Consider the following 13,659-nt stretch of genomic DNA (forward strand, 5'->3'; position numbering starts at 1 on the left):
CGCGACAGCGGCAGGACGACTCGTCAGCCGCTGGCGTCCGCGCCGATGACCGGTGGGCCAGCAGGGAGGCGGGGTGCGACCTCGCACTTCAGCTGCTGCGTGACGTGGGGCGCGGCCTCGGCAACGAGTGCGGCCATCAAGGCGACTTCCCGCTGCTGCTCGGGGCCGTCGCCGTACTTGAGTCCGGGCTGGAAGCGTGCGATGCGCACCTCCAGCCAGGAGCGTTCCGTGTCCGAGGGTCTGCGGCAGGGCAGGTAGAGATTCGCGGCCCGCTGTGTCGCGTAGCCCTTGGCGTCCCCCAGGCGAATGGAATTATTTGCTCTGGCCCGAATTTCGGCCCCTTCCGTAGTGACCCAACTGTACTCAGCCGAGACGTACCCGTTTCCGGCGGTCATGGAGCACCAGATGCCGCCCGTGGCCTTTCCAGGATCCAATGCGGTCCTCGGGGGCTCCGTGTAGGCCTTGCCCTGCGACGGAAGGAGCGCGACGACCGTCTTCCCTGAGAAGACACCCCCACAGGTCCTGTCCGGAACCTGGACGGAGTCGGAGATGGCCCACCACCAAGTCCCGCCCGCCAGCAGTGCTGCTGCGGCCCCGGCGGCCGCAATGATGAGCCCGCGCCGACTGCGTTGCCTGACCATTACTTGCCGCCATCCTTCTTCTGCGGCGGCTGGAAGCCGTGCTGGACGTGTCCGCCCGCGTCGTAGCCGGCGACACCGGCCTCATAGGCACTGTCGCCGAACTTCTTCTGGTCCCCTTCGGAGAGTCCCACCTGCCTGGCTGCCACCTCGGCCGCCTCTCTGGCCGCATTACCGGCGGCTTCCCGTTGCCCGATCACGAAGGCATCAACCGTGGCCTCGGCCTCAGCCGCACTGTCGCGCTCGTAGTTCTTGATGACGCTCTCCTTAACGTCCTCGATGACCCAGGCAACCGGAGCCCCCACGACGGACGCCTCAAGCGGCTTGGTCACCAGGCCGAAGGCGCGCTCCGTCCACTTCGTGCCGTCCTGGAGGCCCTTGTTGAAATCACTATCCCCGGCGGTCTTCTGCTCGTAGACGGCCTCTGCGCGGGCTTCGGTGGCCAGGCCGGCGATGGTGGCGCCGGGCTTGGCGAAGGTTTCCACATCCAGACGGGCGTCGGCGACCCCGTAGGGCTTGCCGCCTTCGGCGTAGTCCTTAGCCACCTCTCCGAGGAGATCGGCCGTCGTGGCCTGCTGGGCGTTGACGATCGCGCCATAGGCATCAGGATCCTTGGCGACGCTGCCGAGGAAGTTCGGGATCGTGGAACCGTCGAAGCCGCCCAGTTCGGCGTCCGCGCCGAAGGTCTCGATGCGGGATGCCCCCATCGCCTTCTGGAAGTCGCGCATGTACTCGGCCGTCATGTTCCCGAGGCTGTCCCGCATCGGCATGAAGACGCCGGACTTCTTCTTGTCGTCCTCGCCGGTGACCGAGATGAGGTCGTTGCCCGGGCCGCCGAACTTCTCCACCACCCGGTGCATGAGCTCCGCCTGCTCCTCCGAGTGAGGCAGCGGCTTCACGTCCGTACGGACGTCGTCGTACGCGCGGCCCGAGACCGCCGACTCCAGGGCGTGGCCGAGTGCGTCCGGGCCGGCCGCCGTCGCCTTCTCGGCGGCCTTCTTCCAGGCCTCCTGGGCATCCTCGTCGCCGATCTTCGGGTGCGTCGCCGAGCGGTCGTCGAACCACTGGTCCTTGTCGGTGAGCATCTCGAAGTAGTCCGGGTAGACGGTCTTCCCCTTCGGGCCCGTCAGCCCTTCGAGGATGATGCCGTCGCTGGTTTCCCTGAGGTTGAACTCGGCCATCTGGCGGTGGCTGAAGCCGCCCTTGTATTCGCGGTCGAAGTAGGCCCGGTCCATCTTCTCGCCGTCCGACGAGTACGGGGTCATCGTGCCGTCGAAGAAGTCCTTCGATGCCTCCGGGCTGTGCCCCAACGCCTCCAGGATGCCGGTCATGGCGTTGAAACCGGAGCTGCCGTCCGTGCCGGCGGGGTTCAGGTTGATGCCGATGTACGGCTGGTTCTGGGGCATGTGCTTCCAGATGCCCGGGTTGCGGGCCTGGAGCTGGGCCGCGTGCTCGGCGACCGGGGTGAGGAAGCGGTGGTCGTACGTGCCGTAGCGCAGGATGTTGCCGAGCACCTGGTAGCCGTACGGGTTGTAGCTGGCGTTGCGGGTCGGGTAGACGTCGATCGTGCCGGCGCCGGCCTTGCGCAGGTCGGTCTGCCACTTCTCCGACAGGTGCGTCGGATTGTCCGGGTCGGTGGCCGTGGCCAGGGAGAAGCCGAGGTCCTGCTGGAGAGCCTTGAGGGAATCGGTGCGTACCTTGCTGTCGCCTTCGGTCTTCATCGTGAGGTCGGCGAAGAAGGCGAGGCTCGGCTTGGCGCCCAGCCCCTCGTAGAAGGCGGTCGTGAACTCCGGCGACGCGCGGTGTTCGTGGAGGAGCTGCTGGAGCTCCTTCAGTTCCTGGTCGGTCATCCCGTCGCCCTTGCGTGCGAGAGTGACGGCACGGTCGGCGTTCATGGCATCCGTACTGGCGTACTTGGGGGCACTGAAGTTGTGCGGATCGTCGCCCAGGTTGGCCCGCAGGGTCCGTGCGATGTCCCGGTCGGCTTCGTTGGCGTCCTCCACGGCATCGCGGATCCGGTTCGCGATGTAGCTGACGTTGGAAAGCTCCTTGCGCAGCAGGTCCTGGTAGTCCGGGTCGTGCCTGCCGGTCCGTCCGACACTGTCCGAGATGGGGCTGCTCGCGCGTACGGAGCCGTCCGCGCCGACCGTCACCTGGCGGGCCGGCGCCTCCTCGTCGACGATGCGCTTGAGGTCGGCCTTGGCCTTTTCGAAGGTCGTGTGTCCCTGCTCAAGGATCTGCTGAACACCCTTGGCCGCCTTGGCCGCGTCGTCGAACTCCTTGGCGGTCTTGCCGATGAAGGGCTGGGTGACGGAGGCGTTGACCCCCGCCCAGTCCGCCTTGTCCGCCTTGCCCTTCATCCCGTCGCGGGCGAGTGTGGCGAGTTCCTCCAGCTTGCCGACCATCTGCGACCAGTCGGTCGCCGCGTCCTTGAGCTTGCCGAGCGGGGCATGCAGTACATCGTCGTATCCGAGCGTCATGATCCCCACACCTACCGGAAGTGCTTGTCGAGTGCGGCGACGCTCATCAGCGCCCCGGCGATGTCTTCGTCGTCCTTCTGGTGCGCCGCAGCGGAGTAGTCGAGGTGGTTGGAGATCTGAGCACAGGCGGCCTGCAATGCGGTGACCTGCTGCGACCAGGTGTCGCATACCTGCCGCAGAGCCGCCCCCGTCTCGAAGTGGGCGCCTACGAGGGCGGTGGCCGCGTCGGCCGTGGTCCGGTCGGCGTGGCGGCCGTCCTTGGCCAGACGGCCGTGGAGCTGGTAGGCCTCGCCGCCGATGGCGCCCAGATCGTCACGGCTGACGCTGAGGTCGGCGCTCCCGCCGCCTCCGCCCGGCGCGGGGGCCTGGTTCAGCCGCATAGCCACCTTTGCGGCAGCCCATTCCTCGTCGAACGACATCCCCGTCCCCCACCTGCCGACCCGTTGGCACAACTTTCGGATTCTGGCCGAAGGCGCAGGTGGATGGGTGTCAGCGTCCGTCTTCTTGACGGCCTTTTGATGCCCGCCACGTGTCGGTCAGTCCACGAGGTACGCAGCGGTCCCGGACCTCGGCAGGCTCGCCCAGGTCCGGGTCCCGCCGCCGGGCTCGCGGGACTCCCCGAAGCCCCAGGCCCCGCCGCACGACCGGACCACCGCGCCCATGAGCCGCAGCGCCGCCCGCCGCCGGGCCTCGCAGTGGGCGGCCAGCCGCGGGTGGGCGTGGGGGGCGTGCCCGTCGTAGGCGGTGAGGCGGAGCACGTCGTCGCGGTAGCGGACGGACAGGTACAGACTCCGCCCGGGGTCCAACATCCAGGCGGCGGCGACCAGCTCCCCGGCCACCTGCACGGCGGCGGGCTCCAGGGGATCGAGCCGGTACGCGCGCAGGACAGCCCGTACGCCGGCCCTCGCGACCAGGGCACCGAGCGGCTCCCCGGGCACGGTAAGGCTGCACGCGAGCGTGTCGAGCGCGGGCGGCTCGCCGACGGGGGGCTCGGGCGGGGACACCGGGCAGGCGGTGAAGGGGTGGACAGACATCGCGGACTCCCTGAGGTCGAAGGTGACTACGGCGAGTTCGACGCGCACGGATGGCTGACGCGGGGCCGGGGAGCGTGGCTCGTCGCCGAGGCCCGAGGCATGCTGCGGCGATGCACTTCAACTCCCGTTGCGTGAGCGGTGCGTTACCAACTGTAGCGTCAGGTGCACATTTTTACACCGCGTCGGGAAAGTGTGGGCTCGATGGTCATCGGGGGCTCAGCGCGGCAGACTGCGAACGCACAGCCTGAGGGAGGATGGCGCATGGGGGTCAGAACATCTCCGACAGAGCGGCAGCGCCGACTGGGAGCAGAACTGAAGCGGATGCGGCTCTCTGCCGACGTGTCCGCCGAGACTGCGGCCGGGTTACTCCGCGTCGACCGGTCCCGCCTCTCACAGATGGAGCAGGGCTACCGAGGCATCAGCATCGACCGGCTGCTTACCCTGGCCTGCAACTGCGAGTGCGCCGACGAGGCGTACGTCAAGGCCCTGTCGGCGATGGCCGAGCCCAACCAGCGGGGGTGGTGGGACCGCTACCGAGGTTCCCTGCCTGCTGGGTTGCTCGACATCGCCGAGCTGGAGGCTCACTCACCACATCTGCGTACCGCGTTGGCAGTCCACATCCCTGGGCTGCTCCAGACCTTCGATCACGCCCTCGCCGTTTTCGGCGTCGCCGTGCCACAGCTACCGGATCGCGAGCTCGCGATGCGACTCGAATTCCGAATCGAACGCCAGCAGGTACTTGAGGGCGCCACCCCTGCCCGGTACACCGGGATCGTGCACGAAGCGGCTCTGCGCATGCAGTTCGGTGGAACGCAGGTAGCGAAGGCGCAACTGGAGCACCTGCTGCGCAAGTCCGAGCAGGACAATATTGCTATCCTCGCCATCCCGTTCAGTGCAGGCGCCTTCCCCGGCTCTGGACAGACGCTGACCTACGCCGAGGGGCCCGTGCCCCAGTTGGACACCGTCCAGGTCGACAGCACACACGGGCCCGAATATCTGCACGGTGAGGCACAGTTGGCAAAGTACCGGGCGCACCTGGACTGGATGGAGAAGATCACTCTGTCTCCACAAGGCACGCGGGACCTCATCCACTCCATCGCGCAGGAACTCTGAGGGAGCAGTCATGCCGGACATAACTTGGGAAGAGCCGTACTGCGCCGAGGGAAGCGCCTGCTACCGGATAGGGGTGGACGGGGCCGGCAATAGTTACATCGCCATCGCCGGTCGGGAGGACACGTACCTCACCGACTCGGCCGACGCGCTCCGTCAACTGATCCGGGACCTCAAGGCCGGCAAGGCCGACCACCTGCTGGCCGACTGAGGTCACGACTGCGGCTGCTCTCCGGGGTGGGCGTCAGCCGCCCGAGGTGCGGGGGAAGGTGATCTCGACGCGGCGGTTCTTCTTGCGGCCCTCCTCGGTGCTGTTGTCGGCGATCGGGTAGTCCTCGCTGTAGCCGCGGACGTCGAAGACGGCGCTGGGGTTGGTGACCGTCTTGGCCAGCTCGGCCTGCACGGCGTCGGCGCGCTGCTTGGACAGTTCCTTGCCGTGCTCGTAGCTGCCCTGGTCGTCGGTGAACCCGAAGACGCGGATGCGGGTGGCCTTCTGCGTGTTGATCTCGTTGGCGATGGCTTGGATCCGGGCGGCGGCCTGCGCGTTGAACACGGCACTGTTCTCCGGGAACAACACCTCCGACTGCAGCGCCATCATGACGGTCTGATTGGTCTCCTGCCGCCGCTGCTCCCCACCGAGGTCTTCGACGACCTCGGCGATATCCAGCACCTTGACGGGGGCGAGGGTCCCGCCCTGCGGGATCTTCAACCCGGGGGCGTTGGAGTCGATCTGCACGGGTGCGGACGCGGAGGGCTCGGTGCCCGGGGGTACGGACGGCTTGACCTCATCGGCATGGGCCGTGCTCGCCCCGATGAAGTGTCCTCCAGCAATGACAAGACCGACGACGGTCGATGCGGCGACGGTGCGATGGCGTTTCGTCATGGGATCACCCGGAGATCTTCAGACTGGCCGACGCGAAGGTCGGGAAGTTGAACTCGACCTCGCTCGTAGTCGCCGGAGGGGCTGGGAATTGAGCGAAGAAGGGAACGGATTGGCCGGCTTCGATAATGACCACGCCTGTGGTGCACAGACACCGCCCCTCCGTGTCCCGGAGCACGTAGTACCTCTTCTTGCCTGCCTTGTCGACCAGGTTGACTCCGGCGATCGAGACGCCGCTCGCATTCAGTTCGTTACCGCGCCAGGCCGCCGTGTTGCCAAACGCCTTCTCCCCGGTGTTCTTGATCTGCCCACTGACCGTCAGGAACCCTCCAGCGTCTCGGGCTGCTGAATTGACGGTCAGAACCACACCGGACTCTCCGTTCATGGTGGCCAGAACCTGAGGCGGTGCGGAAGACTGGCTTCCACTGGCCGAAGGCTGTGCCTGGGCGTCAGCATCTGAGCCCTTCTTTGCCGCTGGCGTGCTTCGAGGCGCCTTCTCTTGGCCGTCGTCCCCGCATCCAGCCAAGGTAAGGACCAACGCCGCCGCAATCGCAGCGGCCGCTCCCCCGCGGACCTTCACCGTGTACCGAACGCTCATCTAGCAGCTTCCTTGTCTCTCGTTCGCTGTCAGCCGGCAAGCCGCACGTCGAAGAGGCTTCGCGCCAGCTTGCTCCAGGGATCCGGGTTCAGAGGGTCGAATCTGATGGTCTTCCCTCCCTTGCACTTGATGACAACCGGACCTGGTGACGGAGGACCTGTCGGGGTCGGGGCAGGGCTCGGAGTGGCCGAAGGGGCGGGAACAGGACCCAGCTCACATCGCGGCACGACCTCTGCCACGGCCATGGCCTTGGCCTGCATATCCTGGGTCCCGGGCACGACCGAGTCTCCGACAGTGCCGTCGGTGGTCACCTCAACCGTGAAGCTCAGCAACGAGCGCCTACAGGTCCCCTTCGCATCGTTCAGCCGCGCGAAGTGCTCAGCCTGCCCGCAAGCCCCCTCCGTGTCGAAGGACTTCCCGTCCAGGACGTCCCGCCATTCCTCGGGCTTGAGTGTGGCGAGGTCCAAACGTGGGAGCAGATTGTCGCGGGCTTCCCGAGCTGCCGCCAAGGCAGCCGCATCGGCCGCGCCCTGCGCATCACTGCGGACGACGGCAGCCTGGCCGAACACGAAGAACACGAGCGCTGCGAAGACCATCCCGACCACGACCATCGCGTAGAGCGGGAAAACCTGGCCTCGATCGTTCGGCTTCCGCGAGCTCAACGACCAGCGGTGAGGTTTGCGATCGACGTCGTGATGCGGCCCACGATGGCCGTGCCGATACCCGTACCCACCATCGCGCCGATGATCACCACGACCACCAGGATGATGCCCAGGTATTCGAAGGCGGTCTGGCCGCGGTCGAGGTTCGCGTGGCGCTTGCGGAGCCTCGTCACGGCCGTGTCCGTCCAGCCGTTCACCCTGATCCGTGCCTCCACGGCGGCCTTCAGCAGCGTGTTCTGTGACATGGGGGTTCCCTCCCGGGCCGGTACCGGTGTCGATCTGCGGACGGTACGGCGAGTCACCAGTCGTCACCAAGGGTCCCGGGGCCCAATTACGGACCCACTGCGCACTCTGTCTACCCATGACCGGTCACTCCTGGACGGGCGGTTCCCAGCCAGCGGGCTATCGCCTCGCTGCGCGTGGCGCTCTGGAGCTTCGCGAAGATGCGGTTGATGTGGTTCTTGACGGTCTTCTCGCTGATGAAGCAGGCCGCCGCGATCCGCTGGTTGCTCATCCCGGACGCGATCAGATCCATGATCTCCACCTCCCGGGAACTCAGCCCGAAGACAACAGAGTTGTGCATCCGCTCGGAAGACTGTGCCACATCTCGTTGCGGATGCGAAGAGGCCCGGAGCTCTGCGAGGAGGGCGCTCGCCGCCGTCGGGGTGAAGTGGGGGCGGCCCAGCGGGGCGTCGCGTACCGCCCTGAGCAGGTCGTCCGTCGTGAACTCGCCGTGCACGAGGTAGCCGCCGGCCCCCAACGACAGGGCCTCGCAGATGATTTCGGCTTCCCTGCTGTACGTCAGCATCAGTACGGGAGCCAGCCGCACCAGGTGCGGCAGCGCGGAGATCCCGTCCACGCCCGGCATCCGGACGTCCAGCAGGATCACGTCCGGGGCGTGGCGCCGGGTCAGGCTCAGGGCTTCGCGCCCGTCCGCCGCCTCGGCGATGACGTCGAGGTCCTCGGCCGTGCCCAGGATGGCCGCCAAGCCCGCCCTGATGACCGGGTTGCCGTCCGCGATGAGCACGCTCAGCCGGGCCATGGATCAGCCACCCCCGAACAGCGCGTCGAAGTCGACGTTCGCGCCGTAGACGAAGCCGCAGACCAGCAGGATCAGCGTGCCGGGGAGCATGAACATGGTCACCGCGAACGTCGCCTTCGGGACGGCCCGGGCCGCACGGCGCCGGGCGTTCTGGGCGTCCGTGCGGCGCATGTCCTCGGCGATCGCGATCAGGGTCTCGACGATCGGCGAGCCGAGCTCCTCGCCCTGCTGCAGCGCCGTGACGAACTGGGCGACCTGTTCGCTGTCGTTGCGGCGGCGCAGTTCATCGAAGGCCTGGCGGCGGCTGACGCCCATGTTCATCTGCTGCAGCGTGATGCGGATTTCGTCGGCCCAGGGGCCTTCGTACTTGTCCGCCACCCGTTCCAGCGCCTGCCGGAAGCCCAGCCCGGCGCTGACGACGACCGCGAGTACGTCCAGGAAGTCCGGCAGGGTCCGCTCGATGTGGTCGCGGCGGACCCGGATCGCCGACCACAGGCCGGCCTCGATCCAGAACATCCCGAAGGCCACCATGAGAAGGGCTGCGACCAGCTGGCCGTTGATCAGCATCGAGAAGGCGCCGAGGGCGCCCAGGGCCCCGTACACCGCGCGCCGAGCCGCGTAGCGGTCGATCGTGAGACCGGCCGGGTTGCCCGCCATGTCGATCTGGCGGCGCTTGCGGGCCACCCGCGTCGGCCCCATCAGCCGCAGCACCGCCGGGGCCCAGCGGATGCCCATCCGGTCCACCAGCGAACCGACCGCCGTCGTACGGGTGGCTCCGACCTCCAGGGCGAGCGCGAGATCCGTGGGCAGCTTCACGTCCGCGCGGTAGAGGCGGATGCCGTGGAACGCGCCGAGGACCGACAGGGCCAGGGCCAGTGCGAGAAGGAGTCCGATCATCGTCCCGTCCGCCCCCTCACACGTCGATCTTCGACAGGCGGCGGATGAGGACGAAGCCCAGGGCGAAGAGGCCGAGGGCGATCAGGACGGCCGTCTGGCCGATGAACGCGCCCGTCATCCGGTCGAGCGCGCCGGGCATCATCAGGTCGACCATCAGCAGGGACCCGAGGCCGATGGCGGGGACCAGGTACGCCGTCACCGTCACCTGGGACAGCTGGGTGCGGATCTCCCTGCGGGTCTCCTTGCGCTGCTCCAACGTCACCGTGAGGTTGCGCAGGCTGTCCACGATCGCGCCGCCCGCGCGGGCCGACAGGACGAGGGTGGAGACCAGGACGACCAGTTCCCGGGACGGCAGGCGCTCGGTGAGTTCGCCGAGGGACTCGTCGATCGAGTGGCCGACGGCGAGGCGGTCGGCGACGCGCGCCAGTTCCTCGCCGGCCGGTGCCTCCAGCTCCTCGGCGGCGATGCCGATGGCCGTACGCAGTGCCAGTCCGGCCTGGGTGGCGTTGGCGAGGATGCGGGCCAGGTCGGGGAGCTGGTTGATGAACCGTTCCGTACGCCGTGCCCGCTGCCAGTTGAGGAAGGCGTTCGCCGCCCAGATGCCGATGGCACCCGCCACCGGGCCGAAGAACGGCGCGAGGAGGGAGGACGCGATGAGCCAGACCCCCGCGATCGATCCCAGCATGTAGACGAAGAACTCGCCGGGAGTGAGGTCCAGGCCGGTGGTCGCCAGCTTCTGCTCGATCCGGCGGCCGAGCCCCGTCCTGCGCAGCCGCCGGTCGACCGCCGGGAAGCGGCGGCGGCGGCCGACGGGCTCCGGGACACCGCTCGCCGAGAGGCGCTCGATGAGGGCGGCGCGCTGGGCGCGGCCGGCGAGGTAGGCCTGGAGGCCTACGACGACCAGTACGCAGGCGAGCAGCGTGGCGCCGAGGGTGGCGAGGATCAGTGGGTTCACAGGGCGGTCCGGGTGATGCGGGCGGTGAGAGGGTCCTCCGGCGCGACGCCGAAGGCCTGCGGGACGGGCTGGTTGTTCATGTAGAGGCGTTCCGCGATCCGGCGGGGCAACGGGTAGTACTCGAAGTAGCCGTGGACGCGCCCGTCCGCGCCCATCGGCTGGGCCCCGAAGCGGCAGACCGTGGTGATCCGGAAGGGCTCGCGGCCGTGCGATTCGAGGACGGAGATCTCGGTGATGCGGCGCGAGCCGTCGCCGAAGCGGGTCAGCTGGACGATGACGTTCACCGCGCTGTTGATCTGGTCCTGCAGCGCTTCGAAGGGGATCTCGACCTCCGACATGGAGGCGAGGGTCTGCAGGCGCATCAGGGCGTCCGAGGAGCTGTTGGCGTGGACGGTGGCCAGGGAGCCGTCGTGGCCGGTGGACATCGCCTGGAGCATGTCGAGTGTCTCGCCGCCGCGGACCTCGCCGACGATGATGCGGTCGGGGCGCATGCGCAGGGAGTTGCGTACGAGGTCGCGGATGGTGATCTGGCCCTTGCCCTCCACGTTCGCGGGGCGGGATTCGAGGCGGATGACGTGGGCCTGCTGGAGCTGGAGCTCGGCCGAGTCCTCGATGGTGATGATGCGTTCGCCCTCCGGGATCAGGCCGGAGAGGGCGTTGAGGAGGGTGGTCTTGCCGGTGCCGGTGGCCCCGGAGACGATCACGTTCATCTTCGCCGCGACCAGGCCGGAGAGCAGGAGCAGCATCTGCTCGTCGAGCGAGCCGAGGGCGATCATCTCGTGCAGGGTGAAGGCCCGCGGGAAGCGGCGGATGGTGAGGGTGGCGCCGGTGAGGGAGAGCGGCGGGATGATGACGTTGACGCGCTCGCCGCTGGGGAGCCGGGCGTCGACCATCGGATTGGCCTCGTCCACCCGCCGGTTGACGGTGGAGACGATGCGCTCGATGGTCTGCATCAGCTGCTCGTGCGAGGCGAAGCGGATGGGGAGCTGTTCGACCCGGCCGGCGCGCTCCACGTAGATGTGGTCGGGGCCGTTGACCATGATCTCGGAGATCGAGGCGTCTTCGAGGAGCGGTTCGAGCACGCCGAGGCCGAGGGCCTCGTCGACGACGCGGCGGATCAGCTGGGCGCGCTCGACCGTGGAGAGGACGGGCCCCTCGCGGCTGATGATGTGGCCGAGTACGCGCTCCAGGCGCGCCCGGCGCTCGGCGGGCGCGAGCGCGGACATCTCGGCGAGGTCGATCTCCTCCAGCAGCTTGGCGCGGTAGGAGGAGACGAGGCGGCCGTCCTCGCGCGAGTTGTGGTGTTCGTCGGGGGTGTTGACCCGGGAACGCAGGCTCATGGTCCGGTCACCTTCGGGTCGTCGTTGGGCATGACTGCCGTTGCCCTGGCCTCGCCGACGGGAAGCCCGGGGATGATCGAGTTGATCCGTATGGTCACGGTCGCGGTCACCGCGTCGCCTCCCGAGGGCACGACCACCGTCGCCGGGAGCCCCTCGCGGATGGCGGCGTATCCCGCGGCCTCCCCCCGTCCCGGGTGCTGAGCCTCCACGCGCGCCGCCGTACGGGCGGCGGTGTCCGCCTGCTCGTGGATGTACGCGACCCAGCCCAGCTGGATCCCGCAGAGGGCGACGAACAGCAGGATCGGTACGAAGCCGATGTACTCGATGGCCACCTGGCCCCGGTCGGAGCGCATGCGCCGTTTCACGTCACTTCACCTCCCTCTCCATCGCCGCGCCGCCGGTACCTTCGATCCGGTCGAAGCTGAGGCCGGGGAAGAGGATCGGGACACCGAGCCTGACCTTCGCCCGGTAGATGTCCCCGGAAATCCCGCAGTCCACTTCGAGGCCCCACGCCTCCCCGATGTGCTCCTTCGCGGCCGCGACGCAGGCCGCGTCGTCCTTCACCGCCCCCGCCCGCGCCGCCTCGTCCGCCGCGTTGCCCGCCAGCGAGAAGGCGTACCCGATCAGTACGCACTCCCACACCGCCGCCACGAGCAGCAGGATCAGCGGCACCGTGCCCACGAACTCGATCGCCACCTGGCCCCGGTCCCCGCGTCCCGGTCTGCGGGCGGGCATGGGTCAGCCCTCCCGGCCGCGGCGCAGGCGGGCCACCGGGCCGCTCGCGCGGACCGCCAGGGAGGCGCCCGGGGTGGTGGGCGTCGTGGACGACGTGGCGGTGTCGGGGGTGGAGAGGAGGCCGAGTTCGCCGGCCAGGGTCCACAGGGCCGTTTTGACCGTCGAGCGGTTGTCGAGGTCCTGGACGCGGCCCGCGTCGACCACGGCCTGGAGTTCCTTGAAGGCGGCCGGGACCGGGGTGCGGGTGGCGCGGGTCTTGGTGATCTTCTCGATCAGGGCGGGCTGGATCTCGGTGTGCTTGCTCCAGCGGTTGACGACCATCGCCGTGTCCTCCGCCTTGCGGACCTGGAGCCGTTCCCACATCCGGACCATGCGCTTGGCCGCCCGGACCGCGACCACGTCCGGGGTGGTGACGAGCACCGCCACGTCCGCCATCTCCACGGCCGCCGCGTTGGCCCCGGTGACCTGGGTTCCGCAGTCGACGACGACGAGTTCGTAGCGGCTGCGCAGGGCCGCGACGATGTGCCGGGCGGCCCGGTCGTCGACCTCCTCGCCCCGCTCCCCGTCCGCCGGGGCCAGCAGCAGCGCCAGGCCCGAGGCGTCGTCGTAGACGGCGTCCTGGAGGACCCGGGGGGAGATGTCCTGGATCCCGGCGAGGTCGGCGACGGAGCGGCGGAACTGCACGTCGAGGTACGAGCCCACGTCGCCCGCCTGGAGGTCCAGGTCGACCAGTGCGGTACGCCGGCCCGAGGCGGCCGCGGCCAGCGCGAACTGCACGGCGGTGAAGGTGGCGCCCACGCCGCCCTTGGCCCCGGTGACGGTGACGACCCGCCCGCCCGGGCCCGTGAACACGTCGGCGGCGGCGCCCCCGCCCAGGTGGCGGCGTACGCCCACGGACCACTGGGCGGCGGCCTGGACGCGGGCGGCGAGTTCCTCGTAGGAGAGCGGGAGGCCGATCAGGCCGCGCGCGCCCGAGTCCATGGCGGCGGAGAAGAGCCCCGGGCCGGCGTCCGAGGAGACCAGGACGACGCCCACCGCCGGGAAGCGCAGGGCGACCTCCCGGATGAGCTCCAGGGCGGGCACCGGGCCGATCCGCTCGTGGACGAGGACGACCTCGGGGAGTTCGTCGATGGAGTCGGCGGCGAGGCGGGCGAGGGTGTCCAGGAGCGTGGTCGCGTCGGGGACGGGCGCGGCCGGTTCGGCGGCCGGGAGCTGGCTGAGCAGGGTCACGATGGCGCGTGCGGCGTCCGGGTCGCCGACCGCGGGGAGGATTCGGGTGGTCATCCGG

The 13,659-nt window shown here is 69.0% G+C and carries 17 protein-coding genes; 2 read left to right on the forward strand and 15 right to left on the reverse strand.

Features of this window, described 5'->3' with window-relative positions:
* Positions 1–23 precede the first annotated feature (23 nt).
* From ACIQK6_RS24320 to ACIQK6_RS24335, 4 genes are all read right to left on the reverse strand, one after another.
* Positions 24–641: a hypothetical protein gene (locus ACIQK6_RS24320; RefSeq protein WP_402695429.1), complete on the reverse strand. Its 618-nt coding sequence runs from the start codon at positions 639–641 to the stop codon at positions 24–26.
* Positions 641–3,118 (reverse strand): hypothetical protein, encoded by a 2,478-nt coding sequence (locus tag ACIQK6_RS24325; RefSeq protein WP_402695430.1) that lies wholly within the window; start codon positions 3,116–3,118, stop codon positions 641–643. The genes ACIQK6_RS24320 and ACIQK6_RS24325 overlap by 1 nt, the downstream gene beginning before the upstream one ends.
* Before the next feature lie 11 nt (positions 3,119–3,129).
* Positions 3,130–3,537, reverse strand: a complete 408-nt coding sequence (locus tag ACIQK6_RS24330) for a hypothetical protein (protein WP_402695431.1) — start codon at positions 3,535–3,537, stop codon at positions 3,130–3,132.
* 117 nt (positions 3,538–3,654) lie between these two features.
* A complete protein-coding gene (locus tag ACIQK6_RS24335) occupies positions 3,655–4,152 on the reverse strand; it encodes an ATP-binding protein (protein WP_402695432.1) in 498 nt (165 codons plus the stop codon).
* 261 nt (positions 4,153–4,413) lie between these two features.
* On the opposite strand from ACIQK6_RS24335, the gene ACIQK6_RS24340 reads away from it, so the two are divergent.
* Together ACIQK6_RS24340 and ACIQK6_RS24345 are read left to right on the forward strand one after the other, a co-directional pair.
* Positions 4,414–5,265 carry a helix-turn-helix domain-containing protein gene (locus tag ACIQK6_RS24340; RefSeq protein ID WP_402695433.1) on the forward strand — a complete coding sequence of 284 codons (852 nt, stop codon included), beginning with the start codon at positions 4,414–4,416 and terminating at the stop codon, positions 5,263–5,265.
* Between the two features lie 10 nt (positions 5,266–5,275).
* Positions 5,276–5,473 (forward strand): hypothetical protein, encoded by a 198-nt coding sequence (locus ACIQK6_RS24345; RefSeq protein WP_402695434.1) that lies wholly within the window; start codon positions 5,276–5,278, stop codon positions 5,471–5,473.
* 33 nt (positions 5,474–5,506) lie between these two features.
* Here ACIQK6_RS24345 and ACIQK6_RS24350 read toward each other — a convergent pair whose 3' ends face one another.
* The 11 genes from ACIQK6_RS24350 to ACIQK6_RS24400 all read right to left on the reverse strand — a co-directional run bounded on the left by ACIQK6_RS24350 (position 5,507) and on the right by ACIQK6_RS24400 (position 13,655).
* Positions 5,507–6,145 carry an OmpA family protein gene (locus ACIQK6_RS24350; RefSeq protein ID WP_402695435.1) on the reverse strand — a complete coding sequence of 213 codons (639 nt, stop codon included), beginning with the start codon at positions 6,143–6,145 and terminating at the stop codon, positions 5,507–5,509.
* Between the two features lie 4 nt (positions 6,146–6,149).
* Positions 6,150–6,740 (reverse strand): hypothetical protein, encoded by a 591-nt coding sequence (locus ACIQK6_RS24355; RefSeq protein WP_402695436.1) that lies wholly within the window; start codon positions 6,738–6,740, stop codon positions 6,150–6,152.
* A 29-nt stretch (positions 6,741–6,769) separates the two neighbouring features.
* Positions 6,770–7,402 (reverse strand): pilus assembly protein TadG-related protein, encoded by a 633-nt coding sequence (locus ACIQK6_RS24360; RefSeq protein ID WP_402695437.1) that lies wholly within the window; start codon positions 7,400–7,402, stop codon positions 6,770–6,772.
* The gene (locus tag ACIQK6_RS24365) at positions 7,399–7,647 is read right to left on the reverse strand and encodes a hypothetical protein (protein ID WP_402695438.1); all 249 of its coding nucleotides are present in this window, start codon (positions 7,645–7,647) and stop codon (positions 7,399–7,401) included. Before ACIQK6_RS24365 ends, ACIQK6_RS24360 begins: the two co-directional genes overlap by 4 nt.
* Before the next feature lie 110 nt (positions 7,648–7,757).
* Positions 7,758–8,444, reverse strand: coding sequence for a response regulator (locus ACIQK6_RS24370; RefSeq protein WP_402695439.1), 687 nt, complete (start codon positions 8,442–8,444; stop codon positions 7,758–7,760).
* A 3-nt stretch (positions 8,445–8,447) separates the two neighbouring features.
* Entirely contained in the window at positions 8,448–9,338 is an 891-nt protein-coding gene (locus tag ACIQK6_RS24375) for a DUF5936 domain-containing protein (protein ID WP_402695475.1), read from the reverse strand.
* A gap of 19 nt (positions 9,339–9,357) precedes the next feature.
* Positions 9,358–10,296, reverse strand: a complete 939-nt coding sequence (locus tag ACIQK6_RS24380) for a type II secretion system F family protein (protein WP_402695440.1) — start codon at positions 10,294–10,296, stop codon at positions 9,358–9,360.
* Positions 10,293–11,636 carry a CpaF family protein gene (locus tag ACIQK6_RS24385; RefSeq protein ID WP_402695441.1) on the reverse strand — a complete coding sequence of 448 codons (1,344 nt, stop codon included), beginning with the start codon at positions 11,634–11,636 and terminating at the stop codon, positions 10,293–10,295. Before ACIQK6_RS24385 ends, ACIQK6_RS24380 begins: the two co-directional genes overlap by 4 nt.
* Positions 11,633–12,001, reverse strand: a complete 369-nt coding sequence (locus ACIQK6_RS24390; RefSeq protein ID WP_402695442.1) for a TadE/TadG family type IV pilus assembly protein — start codon at positions 11,999–12,001, stop codon at positions 11,633–11,635. The genes ACIQK6_RS24385 and ACIQK6_RS24390 overlap by 4 nt, the downstream gene beginning before the upstream one ends.
* A gap of 1 nt (position 12,002) precedes the next feature.
* Positions 12,003–12,371: a TadE/TadG family type IV pilus assembly protein gene (locus tag ACIQK6_RS24395; protein ID WP_402695443.1), complete on the reverse strand. Its 369-nt coding sequence runs from the start codon at positions 12,369–12,371 to the stop codon at positions 12,003–12,005.
* Positions 12,372–12,374: 3 nt separating this feature from the next.
* Positions 12,375–13,655, reverse strand: coding sequence for a CpaE family protein (locus tag ACIQK6_RS24400; protein WP_402695444.1), 1,281 nt, complete (start codon positions 13,653–13,655; stop codon positions 12,375–12,377).
* Positions 13,656–13,659 lie beyond the last annotated feature (4 nt).

This window comes from Streptomyces sp. NPDC091682 (assembly GCF_044756625.1).
Taxonomy (GTDB): domain Bacteria; phylum Actinomycetota; class Actinomycetes; order Streptomycetales; family Streptomycetaceae; genus Streptomyces.